Annotated in this window: 19 protein-coding genes; 14 read left to right on the forward strand and 5 right to left on the reverse strand. The window is 72.1% G+C overall.

The window, feature by feature from the left end; translation table 11 throughout:
- The first annotated feature begins 23 nt into the window (after positions 1–23).
- Both JW613_RS23660 and JW613_RS23665 read left to right on the forward strand, forming a co-directional pair.
- Positions 24–1,232 (forward strand): alkaline phosphatase family protein, encoded by a 1,209-nt coding sequence (locus JW613_RS23660; RefSeq protein WP_209213064.1) that lies wholly within the window; start codon positions 24–26, stop codon positions 1,230–1,232.
- Between the two features lie 92 nt (positions 1,233–1,324).
- A complete protein-coding gene (locus tag JW613_RS23665; RefSeq protein ID WP_209212971.1) occupies positions 1,325–2,041 on the forward strand; it encodes a thymidine kinase in 717 nt (238 codons plus the stop codon).
- On the opposite strand, the gene JW613_RS23670 is transcribed toward JW613_RS23665, so the two are convergent.
- Positions 2,007–2,801, reverse strand: a complete 795-nt coding sequence (locus JW613_RS23670) for a VOC family protein (RefSeq protein WP_209212972.1) — start codon at positions 2,799–2,801, stop codon at positions 2,007–2,009. The genes JW613_RS23665 and JW613_RS23670 overlap by 35 nt on opposite strands.
- A 226-nt stretch (positions 2,802–3,027) precedes the next feature.
- Here JW613_RS23670 and JW613_RS23675 point away from each other — a divergent pair, with 226 nt between their 5' ends.
- Complete coding sequence (locus JW613_RS23675; RefSeq protein ID WP_209212973.1) at positions 3,028–3,924, forward strand: sulfurtransferase; 897 nt, start codon at positions 3,028–3,030, stop codon at positions 3,922–3,924.
- Positions 3,925–4,065: 141 nt separating this feature from the next.
- On the opposite strand, the gene sepH is transcribed toward JW613_RS23675, so the two are convergent.
- Positions 4,066–5,178, reverse strand: coding sequence for a septation protein SepH (gene sepH, locus JW613_RS23680; RefSeq protein WP_209212974.1), 1,113 nt, complete (start codon positions 5,176–5,178; stop codon positions 4,066–4,068).
- Between the two features lie 460 nt (positions 5,179–5,638).
- On the opposite strand from sepH, the gene JW613_RS23685 reads away from it, so the two are divergent.
- Positions 5,639–6,919, forward strand: coding sequence for a hypothetical protein (locus tag JW613_RS23685; protein ID WP_245226178.1), 1,281 nt, complete (start codon positions 5,639–5,641; stop codon positions 6,917–6,919).
- A gap of 105 nt (positions 6,920–7,024) precedes the next feature.
- Here the strand turns inward: JW613_RS23685 and JW613_RS23690 are convergent, their stop codons facing one another.
- Positions 7,025–8,371: a D-arabinono-1,4-lactone oxidase gene (locus JW613_RS23690; RefSeq protein WP_209212975.1), complete on the reverse strand. Its 1,347-nt coding sequence runs from the start codon at positions 8,369–8,371 to the stop codon at positions 7,025–7,027.
- 205 nt (positions 8,372–8,576) lie between these two features.
- Here JW613_RS23690 and JW613_RS23695 point away from each other — a divergent pair, with 205 nt between their 5' ends.
- Both JW613_RS23695 and JW613_RS23700 read left to right on the forward strand, forming a co-directional pair.
- Positions 8,577–9,737, forward strand: coding sequence for a ferrochelatase (locus JW613_RS23695; protein ID WP_209212976.1), 1,161 nt, complete (start codon positions 8,577–8,579; stop codon positions 9,735–9,737).
- Between the two features lie 139 nt (positions 9,738–9,876).
- A complete protein-coding gene (locus JW613_RS23700; RefSeq protein ID WP_209212977.1) occupies positions 9,877–10,710 on the forward strand; it encodes an inositol monophosphatase family protein in 834 nt (277 codons plus the stop codon).
- A 121-nt stretch (positions 10,711–10,831) separates the two neighbouring features.
- On the opposite strand, the gene JW613_RS23705 is transcribed toward JW613_RS23700, so the two are convergent.
- The gene (locus JW613_RS23705) at positions 10,832–10,993 is read right to left on the reverse strand and encodes a hypothetical protein (protein WP_019359798.1); all 162 of its coding nucleotides are present in this window, start codon (positions 10,991–10,993) and stop codon (positions 10,832–10,834) included.
- Between the two features lie 335 nt (positions 10,994–11,328).
- Here JW613_RS23705 and JW613_RS23710 point away from each other — a divergent pair, with 335 nt between their 5' ends.
- From JW613_RS23710 to JW613_RS23725, 4 genes are all read left to right on the forward strand, one after another.
- Positions 11,329–11,982, forward strand: coding sequence for a response regulator transcription factor (locus JW613_RS23710; RefSeq protein WP_099884829.1), 654 nt, complete (start codon positions 11,329–11,331; stop codon positions 11,980–11,982).
- A gap of 5 nt (positions 11,983–11,987) precedes the next feature.
- Positions 11,988–13,277, forward strand: a complete 1,290-nt coding sequence (locus tag JW613_RS23715; protein ID WP_245226179.1) for a sensor histidine kinase — start codon at positions 11,988–11,990, stop codon at positions 13,275–13,277.
- Between the two features lie 480 nt (positions 13,278–13,757).
- Complete coding sequence (locus JW613_RS23720) at positions 13,758–14,057, forward strand: DUF4193 domain-containing protein (RefSeq protein ID WP_016470291.1); 300 nt, start codon at positions 13,758–13,760, stop codon at positions 14,055–14,057.
- Between the two features lie 182 nt (positions 14,058–14,239).
- Entirely contained in the window at positions 14,240–14,884 is a 645-nt protein-coding gene (locus JW613_RS23725; protein ID WP_307866020.1) for a hypothetical protein, read from the forward strand.
- Here the strand turns inward: JW613_RS23725 and JW613_RS23730 are convergent.
- A complete protein-coding gene (locus tag JW613_RS23730) occupies positions 14,881–15,348 on the reverse strand; it encodes a DUF3093 domain-containing protein (RefSeq protein WP_209212979.1) in 468 nt (155 codons plus the stop codon). The two genes, JW613_RS23725 and JW613_RS23730, sit on opposite strands and share 4 nt — an antisense overlap.
- A gap of 57 nt (positions 15,349–15,405) precedes the next feature.
- Here JW613_RS23730 and JW613_RS23735 point away from each other — a divergent pair, with 57 nt between their 5' ends.
- The 4 genes from JW613_RS23735 to JW613_RS23750 all read left to right on the forward strand — a co-directional run bounded on the left by JW613_RS23735 (position 15,406) and on the right by JW613_RS23750 (position 20,229).
- Complete coding sequence (locus JW613_RS23735; RefSeq protein WP_209212980.1) at positions 15,406–16,008, forward strand: PaaI family thioesterase; 603 nt, start codon at positions 15,406–15,408, stop codon at positions 16,006–16,008.
- The gene (gene dut, locus JW613_RS23740; RefSeq protein ID WP_209212981.1) at positions 16,005–16,577 is read left to right on the forward strand and encodes a dUTP diphosphatase; all 573 of its coding nucleotides are present in this window, start codon (positions 16,005–16,007) and stop codon (positions 16,575–16,577) included. The genes JW613_RS23735 and dut overlap by 4 nt, the downstream gene beginning before the upstream one ends.
- A gap of 1 nt (position 16,578) precedes the next feature.
- Positions 16,579–17,367 (forward strand): DUF3710 domain-containing protein, encoded by a 789-nt coding sequence (locus JW613_RS23745; RefSeq protein WP_209212982.1) that lies wholly within the window; start codon positions 16,579–16,581, stop codon positions 17,365–17,367.
- A 198-nt stretch (positions 17,368–17,565) separates the two neighbouring features.
- Positions 17,566–20,229 (forward strand): ATP-binding protein, encoded by a 2,664-nt coding sequence (locus JW613_RS23750; RefSeq protein WP_209212983.1) that lies wholly within the window; start codon positions 17,566–17,568, stop codon positions 20,227–20,229.
- Positions 20,230–20,243: the final 14 nt, after the last annotated feature.

Below are 20,243 nucleotides of genomic sequence, written 5' to 3' on the forward strand. Positions count from 1 at the left end.
TCAGGACCGCGTCGACCGCCCCCATGGCGGCGGCGACGGCCCGTCCGGCACCGCACGGCGGCGTCCCGCCGGACGCCCCGCTCGACCCTGGCACCGCACCCGTTCCGCGCTACGGCTCCGGATCGCTGGCCGATCTGCTGCCCTCCGTCGCCGCCGGGCTCGGCGTCCCCGGTATGACGGCCGGGCTTCGGCTCCCCCCCGCCGACCGGGTCTGCGTCTTCCTGGTGGACGGCATGGGCTGGGAAGCGCTCAAGGCGCACCCCGCCGAGGCGCCGTTCCTCACCTCGCTGCTGCCCAGCTCCGTCGCGGGCACGGGCGAACCGATCACCTCCGGCTTCCCCTCCACCACGGCCACCTCGCTGGCCTCCGTCGGCACCGGCCGCGTCCCCGGCGAGCACGGACTGCCCGGGTACACCGCGCTGGACCCGGCCACCGGACGGCTGATGAACCAGCTCCGCTGGCAGCCGTGGACCGAGCCGCACGTGTGGCAGCCCTACCCCACCGTCTTCCAGCAGGCCGAGGCCGCCGGGGTGGCCGCCTGCCAGGTGACGGCGCCGCACTTCGAGCACACCCCGCTCACCAAGATCGCACTGTCCGGCGGCACCTTCCTCGGCCGGCTCTCGGCCGAGGACCGGATGGATCTGGCGGCCGAACGCCTCGCCGCCTCGGACCGCGCCCTCGTCTACACGTACTACGCGGAACTGGACGGCAACGGCCACCGCTACGGCATGGACTCCGACGCCTGGCGCGGTCAGCTGATGTATGTCGACCGGCTCGCCCAGCGGCTGGCCGAGCAGCTGCCGCCGCGCTCCGCGCTCTACATCACCGCCGACCACGGCATGGTCGACATCCCCGAAGCCCCCGAGGCCCGGATCGACTTCGACGAGGACTGGGAGCTGAGCGCGGGCGTCGCCCAGCTCGGCGGAGAGGGCCGGATGCGGCATGTCTACGCCGTCCCCGGCGCGGCGGGCGATGTGCATGCCGTCTGGCGCGAGGTGCTGGCCGAGCAGGCGTGGGTGGCCACCCGCGAAGAGGCCATCGGCCTGGGCTGGTTCGGACCGGGCGTCGAGCCGCGGGTGCGCGGCAGGCTCGGCGATGTGATCGCCGCGATGCGCGACGACATCGCCGTGGTGGCGACCCGGCGCGAGCCCAAGGAGTCCGAGCTGATCGGGATGCACGGCTCGGCGACCGCGGCCGAACAGCTCGTCCCGCTGCTGGAGGTGCGGACCTGACGCACCGGTCCGCCCGGCGCCCGTGCGCCCCCTCCCGCGCCCGTACGCCTGCCCCCGCCCGAGGAACCGCACCGAGAAAGGCCGAACCACCCATGCCAGAGCTGGTGTTCTTCTCCGGAACGATGGACTGCGGAAAGAGCACGCTGGCGCTCCAGATCGAGCACAACCGCTCGGCGCGCGGCCTCCAGGGCATGATCTTCACCCGGGACGACCGCGCGGGCACCGGCAAGCTCTCCTCCCGGCTCGGCCTGGTCGCCGAGGCCGTCGAGGTGGCCGAGGACCTCAACTTCCAGCAGCACCTGGTCCGCCATCTGACCGCGGGCGGTCGCACCGACTACGTGATCGTGGACGAGGCGCAGTTCCTGGCCCCCGAGCAGGTGGAGCAGCTCGCCCGTGTCGTCGACGACCTGGGTATCGACGTCTACGCGTTCGGCATCGCCACCGACTTCCGCACCCGGCTCTTCCCCGGCTCCCAGCGGTTGATGGAGCTCGCCGACCGGCTGGAGACCCTTCAGGTGGAGGCGCTGTGCTGGTGCGGGGCGCGCGCCACCCACAACGCGCGGACCGTCGGCGGCCGGATGGTGGTCGAAGGTGCGCAGGTGGTGGTGGGAGACGTGGGCGAACCCAGCGGAGAGATCGGCTACGAAGTGCTGTGCAGGCGCCACCATCGCCGCCGGCTCACGGCGGCCTCGGCGGGCGCGGGAGCGCTCTCACCCGACGTGCTCCCGGTGGACGAGCCCACCGCGGCGCCGAAGGTGCCGCCGGGACGCGGACTCAGCGATCCGCTGCGACGGGCCGGATCACACTGAAGTGCGCGCCCTCGAGGTCCGCGATCGTCGCCAGACGTCCGTACGGGGAGTCGTCGGGGCCGCGCACCACATGGCCGCCCAGCTCCACGGCGCGGCGTGCCATCCCGTCCGGGTCCTCCACCGCGAAGTACGTACGCCAGTGCGGTCCCCTGTCGCGCGGCAGGGTGTCCCCGACCCCGTGGATACCGGCCACCGGCGCACCGTCCGTGCACAGCGTCAGATAGTCGAACCCGGGCGCCTCGATGCTCTCGATGTCGTAACCGAACACGGCCTGATAGAACTTGACTACCGGCCCCGTCTCCCGGGTGACCAGCTCGAACCAGACCGGCGCCCCCAACGTCCCCCGCGGCGCCGTGCCCAGGCCCGACGGGTGCACGTCCTGCCACAGCCCGAAAGGGGCACCGTGCGGGTCGGCGACGATGGCCATCCGCCCCGCCGACTCCGCGTCCAGCGGACCCACCGCGACCGTGCCGCCGTACGAACGGACCGCGGACGCCGTCTCGTCGGCGTCGGCGGTCGCCAGATACGGCAGCCACGCGATCGGCAGCTGCCGGCCGGCCGCCTTCTTCCCCAGCCCCGCGACCTCGTGCCCGCCCGCGACTGCCCGCACATACGGGCCCAGCTGCTGGGGCCCGGCACGGAACTCCCAGCCGAACAGGCCCTGGTAGAACTCCTTGCCGACATCCAGCCCGTGCACCATCAAGCTCGCCCATGCGGGCGCGCCAGGCGTGTGCCGTAGCCGAGTCGCTGCCTCGGTCATCTGCTTCGCTCCTTGACCATCATCGATGCGGTCGTGCGGGTGGAAGTGCCCCGGCGTCCTTGTCGGGGCTCCGTGACTGCTCGCCAGTGCAGATGCTGTCACCACCTGTCGTGCCGCGCTCCCCGGCCGCGCCGCTTTTTTCCGCTTCCGGGCGAGAATCCCCGATCCGTGTGCCGTCGTCGGACCCCGGCCCTCGCGGACGGAAGGCTGCGCGAAGATGGGCGCCATGACAGCCATCATCTCCGTAGCGGAGCTCGCGAGCGACCTCGCAGCCTCAGCCGCGCCCGTGCTGCTCGACGTGCGCTACCGGCCCGGTGACCCTCCGGGCCTGCCCGAGTACCAGAAGGGGCACCTGCCCGGCGCCGTCTACATCGACCTGGAGAGCGAGCTCGCGGCCCCTCCCGCGGTCGCGGGCCAGGACGTGCCCCGGGGGTCCGGAGGCGGCCGCCACCCGCTGCCCGCGCTGGACGTGTTCGGTGCCGCCATGCGCCGTGCGGGCGTCACCGCCGACCGGCCTGTGGTGGTCTACGACGCCGGCGGCCTCGGCGGCGGCTGGGCGGCGGCCCGCTGCTGGTGGCTGCTGCGCTGGGCGGGCCACCCCGATGTGCGGGTCCTGGACGGCGGTCTGGAGGCCTGGGGCAGCTACCGCGACCCCGAGGGCGGGGGACCGCTGCCGGTCAGCACCGAGACCCCGGACCCGGCACCCGGCGACTTCGTTCCGGCCCCGGGCGGCATGCCCACCCTCGACGCGGACGAGGCCGCTGCGCTGGCCCGGCGCGGGGTGCTGCTGGACGCGCGCGCCGCGGAGCGTTACCGCGGAGAGGTCGAGCCGATCGACCCCGTGGCCGGCCATGTCCCGGGTGCCGTCTCGGCCCCCACCACGGAGAACCTCACCGACGCGGGTACGTTCCGCTCCCCGAAGGCCCTCGCTGAGCGGTTCGAGGCGCTGGGCGCGGGGCCCGACACCGAGGTCGGCGTCTACTGCGGCTCCGGCGTCTCGGCCGCCCAGGAGGTGCTGGCGCTGCACCTCGCGGGCATCGACGCGGCCCTTTATGTGGGCTCCTGGAGCGAGTGGACGTCCGACGGCCGGCGCCCGGTGGCCACCGGTCCCGAACGCGGCTGAGGCCGTCGCTCTCCCTTGCGCTCCCCGGACCGTCGGCCGGGGGAGCACGAGGGGGCGCCGCACCCTCGGGTGCGGCGCCCCCTCGTACAGACAGCCCCAGACGGGTCCGGGTCCGCCGCGACGGCGCCGAACCCTTTACGGCTACTCCTTCTTGCGGCGGGTGCCGAAGACGATCTCGTCCCAGCTGGGTACGGCGGCCCGACGGCCCGGGCGGACCCCGTCCGCCTCGGCCTGGCGGTCGGTGTTGCCCTTGAGGCGGTCGCGGTGGGCGCCCACCGAGCGCGGCATCAGCACGTCCGCATAGGCGGAACCGGCGCTCGCGGCGGGGGCGGGCGGCTCCACGGCCTCCTGCTCCTCCTCGTGCTCCCGCTCGTCCTCGGCGGTCTCCGCGGCCTCGGCGGCGGCGCCCTCGCCGTCCTCGTCGCCGGGCACGGTGGGCTTCGACTCGGGTACGACCAGGTCGCCCCGGAAGCTGGGCACCGCCTCCAGCAGGCTGGTCAGCGAGTCCGGGGTACCGCTGCCGTCCTCCGCGCCGGACAGCGGCTGGTCGTCCTCGTCACCGGGTGCGGGCGACAGTCCGGCGGGCTCCAGCTCGTGGCGGCCGGAGCGCTCGCCCCGGTCCGTGCGCTCCCGGGGCAGCCGGGCGATCCGGGGCACGAACGGGAAGCTGGGCTCCGGGGTGTCGTCGGTCTCGCCGATGAGCGCCCTGGCCTCGTCGTCCACCGCCTGCACCAGTCGGCGCGGCGGGTCGTAGGTCCAGGTCGCCGAGTGGGGCTGGGCGGCGACGCGGTAGGCGAGCAGGACCTCCCAGGTGCCGTCGTCACGCCGCCAGGAGTCCCAGTGGACCGAGTCCTTGTCGGCGCCGCGCAGCAGCAGCCGTTCGGCGACGGCCTCGCCGAGCTGCGGCCCGACGTTCTCACCGGGGCGGCGCACGGGAGTCTTGCGGGCGCGCTCGGCCATGAAAGCGCGCTCGGCGAGCACGGGGCCCTCGAAGCGGCGTACCCGGTCGACGGGGATGCCCGCGAGGGACGCGACCTCCTCAGCGGAGGCACCGGCTCGTATACGGGCCTGGATGTCCCGAGGCCGCAGGTGGCTCTCCACCTCGATCTCGATCTGGCCCAGCCGCGCCCGGTCGTTCCGGACGGCGGCGCGCAGCCGCTCATCGATGGGAAGCGTGTACTCCGTGCTGTCGGCAGCTTTGAGCACCAGTCGTGTGCCGTCGTTGCTGACGGCCACGACACGCAGTTCGGGCATGGGGACCTCCCGGGTGGTGCCTGCCGACGTCACGTGCGTCGCTGCTCCCGCTAGACGAGTGTGGCCTGCCCGGGTGCAGCCTGCCACAACCTTGCCGACTTCCTCGGGGTCCGAGGCTGTGTCCAGATCGTTGTTCGAATCATATGGAACTGCCCAGAACCGCCGCTATGGCACGGTTACCTCCTCACAACGCACAGTGACCGAGGTGGTCACCGTGTGCAGCCAGCGCCGGGTCAGAACCGAGACCAGGGCTCGTCACACTACTCCATTAGGGCCACCCGGGTGGACCGCCGCGCCACCGAAGTTGCTCCGGAGTAAGGGAGTTGACGCCCCAAGAGTCCATTTGGCCTGGATACGGGGGTGGGAAGCGTCACAGAACCACCCGAAATGGAACCTTCGCCTTCGCTCGAAAGTCCCCTATTCGTGCACAGTGGTTGGAGTGTGCGATCAAGGGCGGTAGATGGACAAGAGCGACAAGGAATCCATATCCAGTGCTGACACTGACAAACAGGGAGAGAGCAAGAGTGCCAAAAAGCTCGATCTGAGCGTGGCCCAGGTGCTGGGCAGTGCGGTCGCAGCGGTGGTCGCCGCGTTCGCCGCGGGGCAACTCGGGGTCTACGGCACCTTCCTGGGTGCCGGTGTCATGAGCCTCGTCGCCACCAGCGGCGGTCCGATCTTCCAGCACTTCTTCAGCAGGACCGGTGAGCAGCTCAAGGAGGTCACCGTGCCGCCCAAGGCACGGCAGGCCCCGGTACGGGATCCCATCGCCGGCTGGAAGGACGACGAGGGCCATCACACCAGCCAGGCCGTCCACAACGCCGACGCGCTGCACGACCCCCGGGCCGCTGCCACGCAACTGCTTCCCACCACTTCGTGGGGCCGGGAGCCGGGCAGCGGCACGGCAGACGACGCCCAGGGCACCACGAAGGCGGCCGGTGCGGTCGGTGGCGCCGCGGCCGGTGAGGACGACGCCCGTGCGCTGAGCCGCGACGACATCACCAGGGCGCTGCGGCCCGACGCCGCGACCCGGGCGCCCGCGGGCACCGACGCCACCCAGGCGCTGCGCAGCGAGGACGCGACACGGATGCTCCGCCGTGACGACGCGACCCAGGTGCTGGGGACCGTCAAGCGGCCCGCCGGCCCGGTGGACGCCGAGGAACTGCCGGGCAACGGCGAGTTCACCGGGGCCACCACCCATGGCACCAAGTGGCGGGGGTGGCGGCGTACGCTGCTGCCCGCCGTCGTGGTGTTCGTGATCGCGATCGGCGGCATCACGCTGTACGAGGCGATCTCCGGGCACAGCGTCTCCGGCGGGAAGGGCACGTCCATCAGCGATGTCTTCCGGCCGAGCCACGGCTCGTCGACCGGGGACTCCCCTGACGCGCCTCCCGCGAGCACGGACCCGGACGGAACGGGGAATGGCGAGAGCCCGACCCCCGACCCGAAGGAGTCCGGGCAGTCCACCGATCCGAGTGACAACGGCAGCGGTGACAAGGGGCGGACCGGCACGGGCGAGACGGACCAGAAGACGAGCCCCACCCCCGACCCGTCCCGGTCCCAGTCGGACGGAACGGAAGGTTCCGGAAACACCGACAGCGGTGACAGCAGCACCGACGACTCCAGCGGCGAGGGCAGCCGGCAGGACGGGGACGGCGCAGCCGGCTCCGGGGAGACCGGTGGCGCGGGCAGCGGTGCTCAGCTCCCGCAGGGCCAGCAGCCCGGAGCCTCCTCGCAGGGGTAGCCCCCGGCGGGGCGGCTCACCGCCTGCTCCGTACGACAGGGCCGTGCCGCGCATCCGAACGGGTGCACGGCACGGCCCTGACTGCTGCCTTGTCCGCTGCCCGGGTCAGTCGCCCAGCACCCGCCGCAGATAGTCGTTGCCGAAGACCCGGTTCGGGTCCAGGCGGTCGCGCAGCGCCGTGAACTCCGCGAACCGCGGATACACCCCCGCGAGGTACTCCGCGTCCCTGCTGTGCAGCTTCCCCCAGTGCGGGCGCCCGGCGTGCGCAGTCATGATCCGCTCGACGGCGCTGAAGTACCCCTCATGGGGCGTGCCCCGGTACATGTGCACCGCCACGTAAGCCGTCTCGCGCCCGCTCGCCGTCGACAGCGGTATGTCGTCCGCAGGCGCCGTGCGCACCTCGACGGGGAAGCTCACCCGGAAGTGGGACCTCTCCATCAGCGCCTTCAGCTCCCGCAGCGCCTCCACCAGCGCCGTGCGCGGTATCGCGTACTCCATCTCCACGAAGCGCACCCTGCGCGGGCTGGTGAAGACCTTGTAAGGGATGTCGGTGTAGCTGCGTGCCGACAGGGCGCGGCTGGAGACACGGGCGACGCCGGGCACGGTGGCGGGCACGGCCTTGCCGAGTGCGCAGGCCGCCTGGAAGACGCCGTTGGACAGCAGTTCGTCGTCGACCCAGCCCCGCACCCGGGGGAGCGGGGCCGCGGGACCCGCGCTGCGGTTGTTGCGCTTGGTGTTGCAGCTGTTGGTGTGCGGAAACCAATAGAACTCGAAATGTTCGTTCTCGGCCACCAGTTGATCGAACTCTTCGGTGACCCGGTCGAACGGCATCGGCTCCTCGCGAGCCGTCAGCAGGAACTCCGGCTCCACCCCGAAGGTGAGCTCGGTGACGACGCCCAGCGCCCCGAGCCCCACCCGGGCGGCGGCGAAGACGGCCTGCTCCTCCTCGGTCCCCTCCGCCGAGCAGCGCAGCACGGAGCCGTCGGCGAGCACCAGTTCCAGGCCCTTGAGCTGCGCGGCCACCGAGGCCGAGTCGCGGCCCGTGCCGTGTGTGCCGGTGCTGACGGCGCCGGAGACGGTCTGCTCCATGATGTCGCCCATGTTCGTCAGCGACAGACCCCGCGCCGCCAGCGCGGCGTTCAGCTCCTTCAGCGGTGTGCCCGCGGCGACGGTGACCGTGCCCGCGGCCCGGTCCACGGCACGTATTCCGGTCAGCCGTTCGGGCCGTATCAGCACCCCGTCCGTGAGGGCGGCGGCGGTGAACGAGTGACCGGTGCCCGCGGCCTTCACCCGCAGTCCGTCCGCCGCCGCCCGGCGCACCACTTCGGCGAGGGCCTGCGTGGTGGAGGGCGAGACCGTCCGCTGCGGCGCGGCCGTCACATTGCCCGCCCAGTTGCGCCACGTCGCCGCCCGACCGTCCTTCGCCGCCCGTATGCCCGACCGCACGCTCATCTGTGACCGTCCCCTCTCGCCGCGGCGCCGGCCGAGAGCTCGGCCGGCGGTGGCCGAGGAACGCACCACGACCGCCGGCGCCCCCGCCCCAGCGGGCCCCCACCAGTTGGAGAGGGATCATACTCACGGGTCCCGACGGCGACCCGGCCGTGTTGACGCCGAGGGCGGCCACTTCTCCCGCGGGCCGGATGGCAGGATCGGAGACATGTCCGATGCGCTGCCCACCGAACCCTCCGGCTTCGAGCCGGACTCCTCCCCGGCCCCCTACGACGCACTCCTGCTGCTCTCCTTCGGGGGCCCCGAGGGGATGGACGACGTCGTCCCGTTCCTCCAGAACGTCACCCGGGGACGAGGCATCCCCACGGAGCGTCTGGAGGAGGTGGGTCAGCACTACTACCTCTTCGGCGGCGTCAGCCCCATCAACGAGCAGAACCGGGCGCTGCTGACGGCGCTCCGGGAGGACTTCGCCGCACACGGCCTCGACCTGCCCGTCTACTGGGGGAACCGCAACTGGGCGCCCTACCTCACCGACACCCTGCGGGAGCTGGTCCGCGACGGACACCAGCGGGTTCTCGTGCTGGCGACGAGCGCGTACGCCTCCTACTCGGGCTGCCGCCAGTACCGCGAGAACCTCGCCGAGTCGCTGGCGGCGCTGCGGGAGGAGGGGCTGCCGGTGCCGCGGGTGGACAAGCTGCGGCACTACTTCAACCACCCCGGCTTCATCGAGCCCGTCGTCGACGGAGTCCTCGCCTGCCTGGACGACCTCCCCGCCGAGGTGCGCGCCAGTGCCCACCTCGCCTTCACCACCCACTCCATCCCCACCGCCGCGGCCGACACCTCCGGCCCCGTCGAGGCGCACGGCGACGGCGGTGCCTATGTGGCACAGCACCGCGATGTCGCCGCGCTGATCAGCGACGCGGTCCGGGAGCGCACCGGCACGCAGCACCCCTGGAGCCTCGTCTACCAGTCGCGCAGCGGACCGCCCTCGGTGCCCTGGCTGGAGCCGGACATCTGCGACCACCTGGAGGAGCTGCACGGCAAGGGCGTGCCCGGCGTGGTGATGGTGCCGATCGGCTTCGTCTCGGACCACATGGAGGTCCGCTACGACCTGGACACCGAGGCCATGGCCAAGGCCTCCGAACTGAACCTGCCCGCACGCCGCTCGCCCACGGTCGGTGCCGACCCGCGGTTCGCCGCGGCCGTACGGGAACTGGTGCTGGAGAGAGCCGCCGCCGAGCGGGGCGCGGCGCCGGCCCGGTGCGCGCTGGGGGCGCTGGGTGCGAGCCACGACGTGTGCCCGGTCGGCTGCTGTCCGGCGCGGACGCCGAAGCCGGCGGCGGCCGGCGCCGACGCACCGGCCCTGTGAGGCCGAGCGCGCCCGTCGGCCGCCCCGCGCCTGTCCACCCGCCCGTCCATTCACTCATGCGGGTGACCGGCCGTCGCGCCCTGCGGGCCTTCGACCGTCCGGCCGCCTGCGACATACGTACGACTGGAGCAGCGACAAAGTGACTGACACCCCGCAGTCCGCACCCGAGCGCGCCGACGACGCGCTCAAGGCCGAACTGCTCGCCCTCGCACAGGAGGCCGCCGTCCGGGCGGGCACCCTGCTGCGGGACGGCCGCCCCGCCGACCTGGGCGTCGCCGCGACCAAGACCAGCCCCATCGACGTGGTCACCGAGATGGATCTGGCCTCCGAGAAGCTGATCACCGGCTATCTGACCGAGCACCGGCCGCACGACGGCTTCCTCGGCGAAGAGGGCGCCTCCAGCGACGGCACCTCCGGCGTCCGCTGGGTGATCGACCCGGTCGACGGCACCGTCAACTACCTGTACGGACGTCCCGACTGGGCCGTCTCCATCGCCGCCGAGTACCACGGTGAGCGCGTCGTGGGCGTCGTGGCGGCCCCCGTGCGCGGAGAGACCTGGCACGCGGTCGTCGGACAGGGTGCCTTCCTGGACGGACACCGGCTGCGGTGCCGCCCGTCGCCGCCGCTCGACCAGGCGCTGATCGGCACCGGGTTCGGCTACATCACCGAGCGGCGGGTGGCCCAGGCCGCCGTCGCACAGGAACTGATCCCGCGCGTACGTGACATCCGCCGTGGCGGTTCGGCCGCCATCGACCTGTGCGATGTCGGCACCGGACGGCTCGACGGTTTCTACGAGCGCGGCCTCAACCCCTGGGACCTGGCCGCGGGGGAGCTCATCGCCCGCGAGGCCGGTGCGCTCACGGGGGGCCGCCCCGGCCGGCCGGCGGACGGCGAGCTGACCCTGTGCGCCTCCCCGGGCGTCTTCGAGGCGCTGCAGCCGCTGCTGGAGCGGCTCGGCGCCTGGCACGACTAGGACGGCTGGGGAACGAAGCGACTGGGGACGCGACGACTGGCGGACGAAAAAGACGAAAGACGAAAAAAAGGGTGCGGCCCCCGTTCGGGGGCCGCACCATCGGTGTCGGATCAGCGCGCCGTCAGGCGACCTGTACGCCGTGTTCGGCAGCGAGGCGGCGGAGGTCTTCCAGTTCCGACTGCTCGACGTCCACGAGGAAGTCGTCGCCCGATTCACGTGCGCGGTGCAGGTCGGACTCGGTGGTCCGTATACGCTGCAGGATGCCTGCGGTGAATGCGTCCATGGTGTGCCCCCTCGTCGCGGGTCGGTGGCACGGGGTGTGCCGAGGGTTTGTGGTGCTTCCCCGATCACGGCGTGGTCCCCGGGGCTGCTTCAGCGGTGCATCGTGGCACGCTGCGCACAGGGCGTGATCGTGGGTGGTTCTCAGGTCCTCCCCAACGGGAACCTCAGAGAAACCTCAAACGCCCTGAAAAAGTGCCAGGGTCCCGTGCCGTAGTCGGTGCCCACCCTCTCACCTCGGCTCTTACCGTCGATTTACCGGGGTCCGAGGCACGATGGACAGCACGATCCCCCGGTATGTCCGGGGATCCCCATTCGTATCCGAGGAAGGACAGCGCTGTGCGCGTACTCGTCGTCGAGGACGAGCAACTGCTCGCCGATGCCGTGGCGACGGGCCTCCGCAGGGAGGCCATGGCCGTCGATGTGGTCTACGACGGCGCGGCGGCGCAGGAGCGCATCGACATCAACGACTACGACGTCGTCGTGCTCGACCGCGACCTGCCGATCGTCCACGGTGACGACGTCTGCCGCCGGATCGTCGAGCTCGGGCTGCCCACCCGGGTGCTGATGCTCACCGCCTCCGGGGACGTCAGCGACCGGGTGGAGGGCCTGGAGCTGGGCGCCGACGACTACCTGCCCAAGCCCTTCGCCTTCTCGGAGCTGACGGCCCGGGTGCGCGCCCTGGGGCGGCGTACGACCACGGCCCTGCCGCCCGTGCTGGAGCGGGCCGGAATCCGGCTGGACCCGGGCCGCCGCGAGGTCTTCCGGGACGGCCGGGAGATCCAGCTGGCCCCCAAGGAGTTCGCCGTGCTGGAGGTGCTGATGCGCGGGGAGGGGACCGTGGTCTCCGCCGAGCAGCTGCTGGAGAAGGCGTGGGACGAGAACACCGACCCGTTCACCAACGTGGTGCGGGTGACGGTGATGACGCTGCGCCGCAAGCTCGGTGAGCCGCCGGTGATCGTGACCGTGCCCGGCGCGGGGTACCGGATCTGACGCCGATGGCCTCCTCCACCTCCCCCACCGGGGCCGGCCCCGGCGCGAACGGCGCCGGCGACGGCGCGCGCGACGGTCACGTGCCCCCCAAACCGAGCTGGGACCCCCGCGAGACGCCCCGCTCCTCACCCTGGCTGCGGCCCACCATCCGGATAAGGCTCACGCTGCTGTACGGCGGCATGTTCCTGATCGCGGGCATGCTGCTGCTGACGATCATCTACCTGCTGGCGGCACAGGCGTTGGACGACGCCAGCCAGCTGCCGTTCCGCATCCTCAACGGCAACGCCCAGCCCACCTCGGACCGCTGCCCCGGGCTGACCGGGACGCTGCCCAGCGATGTGTTCATGCAGCGCCTGTCGGCCTGTGCGGAGGCGCAGCGCAGGATGGCGCTGGACGGGCTGCTGCGCCGCTCGCTGCTGGCGCTGCTGGGACTGGCGGTGGCGGCGTTCGCCTTCGGTTATGTGATGGCGGGCCGGGTGCTCTCGCCGCTCGGTCGCATCACCCGCACGGCGCGCCAGGTGGCCGGTTCGGATCTGCACAAGCGGATCGAGCTGGAGGGCCCGGACGACGAGCTCAAGGAGCTGTCGGACACCTTCGACGACATGCTGGACCGCCTGGAGCGCGCCTTCACCGCACAGCAGCGGTTCGTGGGCAACGCCTCGCACGAGCTGCGCACCCCGCTGGCGATCAACCGCACGCTGCTGGAGGTGCAGCTGGCCGATCCGGACGCGTCGCCCGAGCTGCAGCAGCTGGCCAAGACGCTGCTGGCCACCAATGAGCGCAGCGAGCAGCTGGTGGAGGGTCTGCTGCTGCTGGCGCGGAGCGAGAACGAGCTGGTGGACCGCAAACCCGTGGACCTGGCGGAGGTGGCCTCGCAGGCCGTCGAGCAGGCGCGCGGCGAGGCCGACAACAAGGGTGTCGCGTTGCGAGGAGTACGTCAGCCCACATATGTGCAGGGCAATGGGGTACTCCTGGAGCGCGTCGCCCTGAATCTGGTGCAGAATGCCGTGCGCTACAACGTGCGTGAGGGCGGATGGGTCTCGGTGAGTACCGAGGCGCAGCCAGGGCAGGCGGTGCTGGTCGTCGAGAACACCGGGCCCGTCGTACCGGCCTACGAGGTGGACAACCTCTTCGAGCCGTTCCGGCGTCTTCGCACGGAGCGGACGGGCAGTGACAAGGGTGTCGGGCTCGGGTTGTCGATCGTGCGCTCGGTGGCGCGGGCGCACGGCGGTGCGGTCTCGGCCGTACCGCGCGAGGACGGCGGCCTGGTGATGCGGGTGACGCTGCCGCTGTGAGAGAAGGCGGAAGTCGGGAGAGGCCGCGGAGGCCGGAGAGTTCCGCGGCAAGGGCGAGAGGCGTGGAGGTGACGAAAAGTGACTGGAAATAGCTCTACGTAACCGGAGCGCCGTTCGCTATATGCGGAATTTACGGCCTTCTCGCCGCTTACGACCGGGCTGTGATCGATCACACACGCGAATTCTCAGTTGGGCGCGCAGCGTGGTCGCCAGGCGGGAAGAAATCCCGGAAAATCCAGGTTTCCGCAGGTGGAGATCGTGGGCAGTACCCGGGATGGCGTGTGCGGAGCGCTACCGGGGACCGTTTATGGTCCTCCTCGACAACCGACATGATCACCTCTTCAGGGGTGCCGTTGGGTGTCGATTGAGTAACAGACCTTGATGTGAGGCAAAATCTCCGCCTCGGGCCGGGCACAAGTCCGGCCTCTCACGCGTTACGTGCGCTGGAGACACCACAGACACCCAGAGGGGGAGAGCGACATGGCTACGGATTACGACACTCCACGCAAGACCGACGACGACGTCAATGAAGACAGCATCGAGGAGCTGAAGGCCCGGCGGAACGACAAGTCCGCGTCCAATGTCGACGTGGACGAGTTCGAGCAGGCCGAAGGCCTCGAACTGCCCGGCGCCGACCTCTCCAACGAAGAGCTGTCCGTGCGGGTGCTGCCCCGCCAGGCGGACGAGTTCACCTGCATGAGCTGCTTCCTGGTGCACCACCGCTCGCAGCTCGCCGCGGAGAAGAACGGTCAGCCGATCTGCCGCGACTGCGCGGCCTGAGAGCGGACCGACTGCTCGTGGCGGTCGAAGGCGCACGTGACGACGAGCGGGGCCCTCATGACCGGTCGGCCTCGCTCGTGCCGTACGAGGGCGGCCTGGTGCCGCACGAAGGCGGCACAGCGCCGTCCACGCTGCCCGGGAGCGACCAGTACGGCTCCGGGAGCGACCGGCGCGGCAAGGGCGTGTGGCGCGCACGGGGGCGCCGCGCCCAGACCTTCCTGCGCACTGTCGCCGAGCGCATCATCGAGACCGCGCCGCGTGTGCCGGTGCGGGATCTGGAGACCCTTCGCACGCAGTTCCCAGGGCTGGGCACCGAGGAACTGGCGGACAAGCTGGTCGCCGGAGCCACCAGAGGCTCCGCGACCGTGGGCGCCGGCGTCGGCGCCGCGGCCATGCTGCCGGTGCCGCCCGCCATGCCGGCCGAGTTGGCCGCCGAGATCGTCGGCGTCGCCGGCGTCGAGCTCAAGCTGATCGCCGAGCTGCACGAGGTCTACGGCCGCCGCGCGCCCGGCAACGCCCGCGAGCGGGCCACCGCCTATCTGGAGGCCTGGGCCTCCGAGCGGGGCATAGAGCTCACCCGGCCCGTCACCCTCAGCACGGCGATGGGCGGGGAGCTGCGCAACCGGCTCCGGCAGCAGATCATGAAGCGCACACTGCGCAATCTGCCGAACCTCACCCCGTTCCTGATCGGCGCCGCCGTCGGCGCCTTCGCCAACCACCGGGACACCGCGCGGCTCGCCGAGCGCGTCCGCGCCGACCTGCGCGGCACCGCCCAAGGACAGGACAAGGGGCGGCGCGGCAAGGGCCGGAACGGTCAGGCCGGCTAGGACGGGGTCGACTCCCGGGCCGCGCGCAGCGCCGCCGCCAGCTGCTGAGGGTGCCGGGTGGAGACGTACACGTACGGCGTCGGATCCTCCGGGTCGGTGACCTCGACCCGCACCGCTGTCGGGATGTAGCCGCGCAGCACCATGTGCGCGCGGGTGTCCGCCTTGTACGTGCGCCAGGCGCGCGCCGCCTCGGCGTCGAGCGGCTCCGCCTCGCCCAGCGCCGTCACCGGGATCCGGGCGTCACCCGCCACCAGCGAACCGGCCACCACGCGTACCCGGACGCTGCCGTACGTGCTCACGCACACGGCCGCCACCGCCGCGCCGCCCACCAGACCGCACAGCAGCGGCAGCGGACCGAAGGGGAACAGCACCAGCGCGCAGGCCACCCCGATACCGGCGGCGATCAGCCACCAGGAGCGGGGAGCAGTCAGGCGTTCGTCGTAGGGCGGGACCGCGGGAACCATGTGTCCAGCTTGGCACGGCGTCCCCTCGCCCCTCGCACGACGGTAAGGTCTGCACCCGTGAGTGCAGCCAATCCCCCCGCGTCCCAGAAATCCCCGTTGGTGCCGCCGCCCGACGCCACCGATCCGGTACGCCATCCAGAGGCCCCCGCGCCCGGTGAGCCGCTCGGTGCCCACTACGACATGTGCTTCGGCTGCGGCGGGGGACAGCCGCACGGCCTGCACCTGGCGGCTCGGGCCGGGGAAGGCGTCAGCGTCACCGCCGAGTTCACCGTGAGAACCGCCCATCAGGGCGCTCCCGGGCTCGCCCACGGCGGGGTGCTGACCAGCGCGCTCGACGAGACGCTGGGCTCGCTGAGCTGGCTGATGCATGTGATCGCGGTGACGGGACGGCTGGAGACCGACTTCCTGCAGCCCGTCCCCGTGGACACGCTGCTGCACCTGGAGGCCCGGGCCACCGCCGTGCACGGGCGCAAGATCTACGCCACCGCCACCGGCAGGATCGGCGGCCCGGACGGGCCGGTCGCCGTACGCGCCGACGCCGTTTTCATAGAGGTGAAGGTCGAGCACTTCATCGAGAACGGCCGCCAGGAGGAGATCCGGGCCGCCATGGACGATCCCGATCAGGTCAGGCGGGCACGTGCCTTCGAGGTGAACCCATGAGCGATCCCGTCGAGATCCTGCTGCGGCGCACGGACCCCGAGGTCCCGGTGCCCTCCTACCAGCACCCCGGTGACGCGGGCTGCGATCTGGTGACCACCCGCAGCGCGGAACTGGCGCCGGGGGAGCGGGCCGTACTGCCGACCGGTATCTCCCTCGCCCTCCCGGACGGCTACGCCGCGTTCGTCCACCCGCGTTCAGGTCTCGCGGCCCGCTGCGGCGTCTCGCTGGTGAATGCGCCGGGAACGGTGGATGCCGGGTACCGTGGGGAGATCAAGGTGATCGTGGCCAATCTGGATCCGCGCGAGGCTGTGCGGTTCGAGCGGTTCGACCGTATCGCCCAACTCGTCGTCCAGCAGGTGGAGAAGGTGCGTTTCCGCGAGGTTGAGGAGCTGCCCGGCTCGGCACGTGACACGGGCGGGTTCGGCTCCACGGGCGGCCACGCGGCAGGCCGCCCGGCCCGGCAGACGGCCTCTGCCGACGAGCCGGGCGTCACCGGGCAGACAGCCGCACAGCAGAAGGATTACGTTGCGGTCGGTGCCGATCGAGCTTCCGACCTGAGAGGACAGTGACGTGTTCGGACGTCGTCGCAAGAAGAGCGAAAAGCCTGAGGGCACCTCGGACGAGTTCGAGACGGAACAGGACGGCCAGGACGAGCCGCAGGACAGCGCGGAAACCGACGCGGCGGACAACGGCGAGACCCGGATCAAGCTGCCCCCGGCGCCCCGTCCCGACGGCCCCTGGGACATCGAAGAGGTCACCGAACCCAGCTCCGGACGGGTCGACCTGGGCGGCCTCTTCATCCCCGGTGTCGAGGGCATGGAGCTGCGGGTCGAGGTCGCCGGTGACGCGATCGTCGCCGCGACCGTCGTACTGCAGGACAGCGCCATCCAGCTCCAGGCCTTCGCCGCACCCAAGCGCGAGGGCATCTGGGACGAGGTGCGCGAGGAGATCGCCTCCGGCATCACCCAGCAGGGCGGTGTCATCGACGAGGTGGACGGTCCGCTGGGCTGGGAACTGCGGGCCCAGGTGCCGGTGCAGCTGCCCGACGGCACCGGTGGTGTGCAGGTCGTACGGTTCGTCGGTGTGGACGGCCCCCGATGGTTCCTGCGAGGCGTGATCTCGGGCCAGGGCGCGGTGCAGCCCCAGGCCGCCGGCGTGCTGGAGCAGATCTTCCGGGACACGGTCGTGGTGCGCGGCGACGGGCCGATGGCGCCGCGCGACCCCATCGTCCTCAAGCTGCCCGAGGACGCCCAGATGGTGCCGGACGGCGTGCAGCAGGAGACGGTCGAGGAGGGCTCCCGCTTCGCGGGCGGCCTCGACAAGCTGCAGCGCGGACCGGAGATCACCGAGGTGCGCTGACCGTCACCGGCAAGCGCCGCCCCTCGGCTGCAGACGCACACGGCCGGGCCCCCACCGGGGGCCCGGCCGCCGTGCGTCACCTGCCGATCCGCTCGGTGGCGCCCTGACCGCGGGCAGTGCCGTGATCCATACGGAACCCTGACGGCCGACCGGCCCGCTCACAGCCGGGTCCGCCCGGAGTGCGAGGACAATGGGGTCATGTCATCTGGAGCGCAACCGCGGCGTGGTCGGCTGCGGGTCTTCCTCGGGGCGGCGCCCGGTGTCGGCAAGACCTACGCCGTGCTCTCCGAGGCGCACCGCCGGGTCGAGCGGGGCACCGATGTGGTCGTCGGGTTCGTCGAGCACCACGACCGGCCGCGTACCGAGGTGCTGCTGCACGGTCTCGAACAGGTGCCGCGCCGCGAGGTCACCTACCGCGGCGCCGTGCTCACCGAGATGGACACGGAGGCGGTGCTCGCACGCCGCCCCGCCGTGACCGTGGTGGACGAGTTGGCGCACACCAATGTGCCCGGGTCGCGGAACGCCAAGCGCTGGCAGGACGTCGAGGAACTGCTGGCCGCGGGGATCGATGTCGTCTCCACGGTCAACATCCAGCATCTGGAGTCGCTCGGTGACGTGGTGGAGTCGATCACGGGTGTGCGGCAGCGGGAGACCGTGCCGGACGAGGTGGTGCGGCGCGCCGACCAGATCGAACTGGTCGACATGTCACCGCAGGCGCTGCGCCGCCGGATGGCGCACGGCAACATCTACGCGCCGGACAAGGTGGACGCGGCGCTCTCCAACTACTTCCGGCCCGGCAATCTGACGGCCCTGCGGGAGCTGGCGCTGCTGTGGACGGCCGACCGGGTCGACGAATACCTCCAGCAGTACCGCTCCGAGCACCGCATACGTACCACCTGGCAGGCCCGCGAACGGATCGTCGTCGGCCTCACCGGCGGGCCCGAGGGACGCACCCTCATCCGCCGTGCGTCCCGGATGGCGGCCAAAGGGTCGGGCAGCGAGATCCTGGCCGTCCACATCTCCCGCGCCGACGGCCTCACCTCGGCCTCGCCCAAGGAACTGGCCCTCCAGCGCACCCTCGTGGAGGACCTGGGCGGCACCTACCACCACGTCATCGGCGACGACATCCCGCAGGCCCTGCTGGAGTTCGCGCGCGGCGTCAACGCGACGCAGATCGTGCTCGGCTCCTCGCGCCGCAAGACCTGGCAGTACGTGTTCGGGCCGGGGGTCGGTGCCACCGTCGCCCGCGACTCGGGGCCGGACCTGGACGTCCACATCGTCACCCACGAAGAGGTCGCCAAGGGGCGGGGGCTGCCCGGGGCGCGGGCGGCGCGGCTGGGCACCGCACGGGTCGTCGCGGGCTGGCTGACCGCGTTCGCCGCCCCGCCGCTGCTGACGTTCCTGATGCTGGCCGGTGACCCGGGTATCGGCTTCACCAACGACGTCCTGCTGTTCCTGGTGCTGACCGTCGCCGCCGGGCTGGTGGGCGGGCTGCTGCCCGCGCTGGCCTCGGCCGCCGTGTGCTCGGGGCTGATGAACTACTACTTCACCGACCCCGTCCGCACCTGGACCATCAGCGACGGCCGCAACATCGTCTCGCTCGCCGTCTTCTTCGGCGTCGCCGTCGCCGTCGCCTCGGTGGTGGATCTGGCGGCCCGCCGCACCCAGCAGGCGGCCAGGCTGCGCGCCGAGTCGGAGATCCTCTCCACCCTGGCGGGCAGCGTGCTGCGCGGCGAGGCGCGGCACGGAACCGGCGGCCCCGGCACGGGACCCAGCCTGGACGCGCTGCTGGAGCGGGTGCGGGAGACCTTCGCCATGGACCGCGTGGCGCTGCTGGAGCGGGCCGACGAACGGGCCGCCTGGACCTGCGCGGGCAGCGTGGGCACCACCGGCTCGGACAAGCCGCTGGCCACCCCGGAGGACGGCGACACGGACATGCCCGTCGGGGACAACATGATGCTGGTGCTGGCGGGCCGGGTGCTGCCCGCCGAGGACCGCCGGGTACTCGCCGCCTTCGCCGCACAGGCCGCCGGGGTGCTCGACCGGCAGCGGCTGCTGGGCGAGGCCGAGCAGGCCCGCGAACTGGCCGAGGGCAACCGCATCCGCACCGCGCTGCTGGCGGCCGTCTCGCACGACCTGCGCACCCCGCTGGCCGCCATCAAGGCGTCCGTCTCCTCGCTGCGCTCCGACGACGTGCAGTGGTCGGCGGAGGACGAGGCGGAGTTGCTGGGCGCGATCGAGGAGGGCGCCGACAAACTCGACAACCTCGTCGGCAACCTGCTGGACATGTCCCGCCTGCAGACCGGCACCGTCAAGCCGCTCATCAAGGACATCAGCCTGGAAGAGGTCGTGCCCAAGGCCCTGGGCGGGGTGCCGGAGGGCAGCGTGCGGCTGGCCGTCGCCGAGGCGCTGCCGCTGGTCGCCGTCGATCCCGGGCTGCTGGAGCGCACCGTGGCCAACCTGGTGGAGAACGCGGTCAAGTACAGCCCCGACGGCAAGAAGGTGCTGGTGCGGGCCAGCGCGCTGGCCGACCGGGTGGAGGTCCGCGTCACCGACCGCGGTCCCGGCGTTCCCGACAGCGACAAGGACCGCATCTTCGAGCCCTTCCAGCGCTACGGCGACGCCCCCGGAGGTGCCGGCGTCGGGCTCGGACTCGCCGTCGCCCGCGGCTTCGCCGAGGCGATGGGCGGCACCCTGGAGGCCGAGGACACCCCGGGCGGCGGGATGACCATGGTGCTCACCCTGCGTGCGGCGCACAGCCGCGGGCCCGCACGCCCCCGGCCCGCCGGCCGGACCGGCGCACCGGACCAACCACAGCCGCAGCCGCAGCCGCAACCAGAGCCGCAGCGCTCCGGCGGCTGAGCGGCCACAACGGA

Origin of the sequence: Streptomyces smyrnaeus, assembly GCF_017676345.1 — a bacterium.
GTDB lineage: Bacteria > Actinomycetota > Actinomycetes > Streptomycetales > Streptomycetaceae > Streptomyces > Streptomyces smyrnaeus.

What these genes read in the sequence shown, in the direction of transcription:
- JW613_RS23660 (WP_209213064.1), top strand. Translation starts at nt 24, where the DNA reads ATGGCGGCGGCGACGGCCCGTCCGGCACCGCACGGCGGCGTCCCGCCG.
- JW613_RS23665 (WP_209212971.1), top strand. Translation starts at nt 1,325, where the DNA reads ATGCCAGAGCTGGTGTTCTTCTCCGGAACGATGGACTGCGGAAAGAGC.
- JW613_RS23670 (WP_209212972.1), bottom strand. Translation starts at nt 2,801, where the DNA reads ATGACCGAGGCAGCGACTCGGCTACGGCACACGCCTGGCGCGCCCGCA.
- JW613_RS23675 (WP_209212973.1), top strand. Translation starts at nt 3,028, where the DNA reads ATGACAGCCATCATCTCCGTAGCGGAGCTCGCGAGCGACCTCGCAGCC.
- sepH (WP_209212974.1), bottom strand. Translation starts at nt 5,178, where the DNA reads ATGCCCGAACTGCGTGTCGTGGCCGTCAGCAACGACGGCACACGACTG.
- JW613_RS23685 (WP_245226178.1), top strand. Translation starts at nt 5,639, where the DNA reads ATGGACAAGAGCGACAAGGAATCCATATCCAGTGCTGACACTGACAAA.
- JW613_RS23690 (WP_209212975.1), bottom strand. Translation starts at nt 8,371, where the DNA reads ATGAGCGTGCGGTCGGGCATACGGGCGGCGAAGGACGGTCGGGCGGCG.
- JW613_RS23695 (WP_209212976.1), top strand. Translation starts at nt 8,577, where the DNA reads ATGTCCGATGCGCTGCCCACCGAACCCTCCGGCTTCGAGCCGGACTCC.
- JW613_RS23705 (WP_019359798.1), bottom strand. Translation starts at nt 10,993, where the DNA reads ATGGACGCATTCACCGCAGGCATCCTGCAGCGTATACGGACCACCGAG.
- JW613_RS23715 (WP_245226179.1), top strand. Translation starts at nt 11,988, where the DNA reads ATGGCCTCCTCCACCTCCCCCACCGGGGCCGGCCCCGGCGCGAACGGC.
- JW613_RS23720 (WP_016470291.1), top strand. Translation starts at nt 13,758, where the DNA reads ATGGCTACGGATTACGACACTCCACGCAAGACCGACGACGACGTCAAT.
- JW613_RS23730 (WP_209212979.1), bottom strand. Translation starts at nt 15,348, where the DNA reads ATGGTTCCCGCGGTCCCGCCCTACGACGAACGCCTGACTGCTCCCCGC.
- dut (WP_209212981.1), top strand. Translation starts at nt 16,005, where the DNA reads ATGAGCGATCCCGTCGAGATCCTGCTGCGGCGCACGGACCCCGAGGTC.
- JW613_RS23750 (WP_209212983.1), top strand. Translation starts at nt 17,566, where the DNA reads ATGTCATCTGGAGCGCAACCGCGGCGTGGTCGGCTGCGGGTCTTCCTC.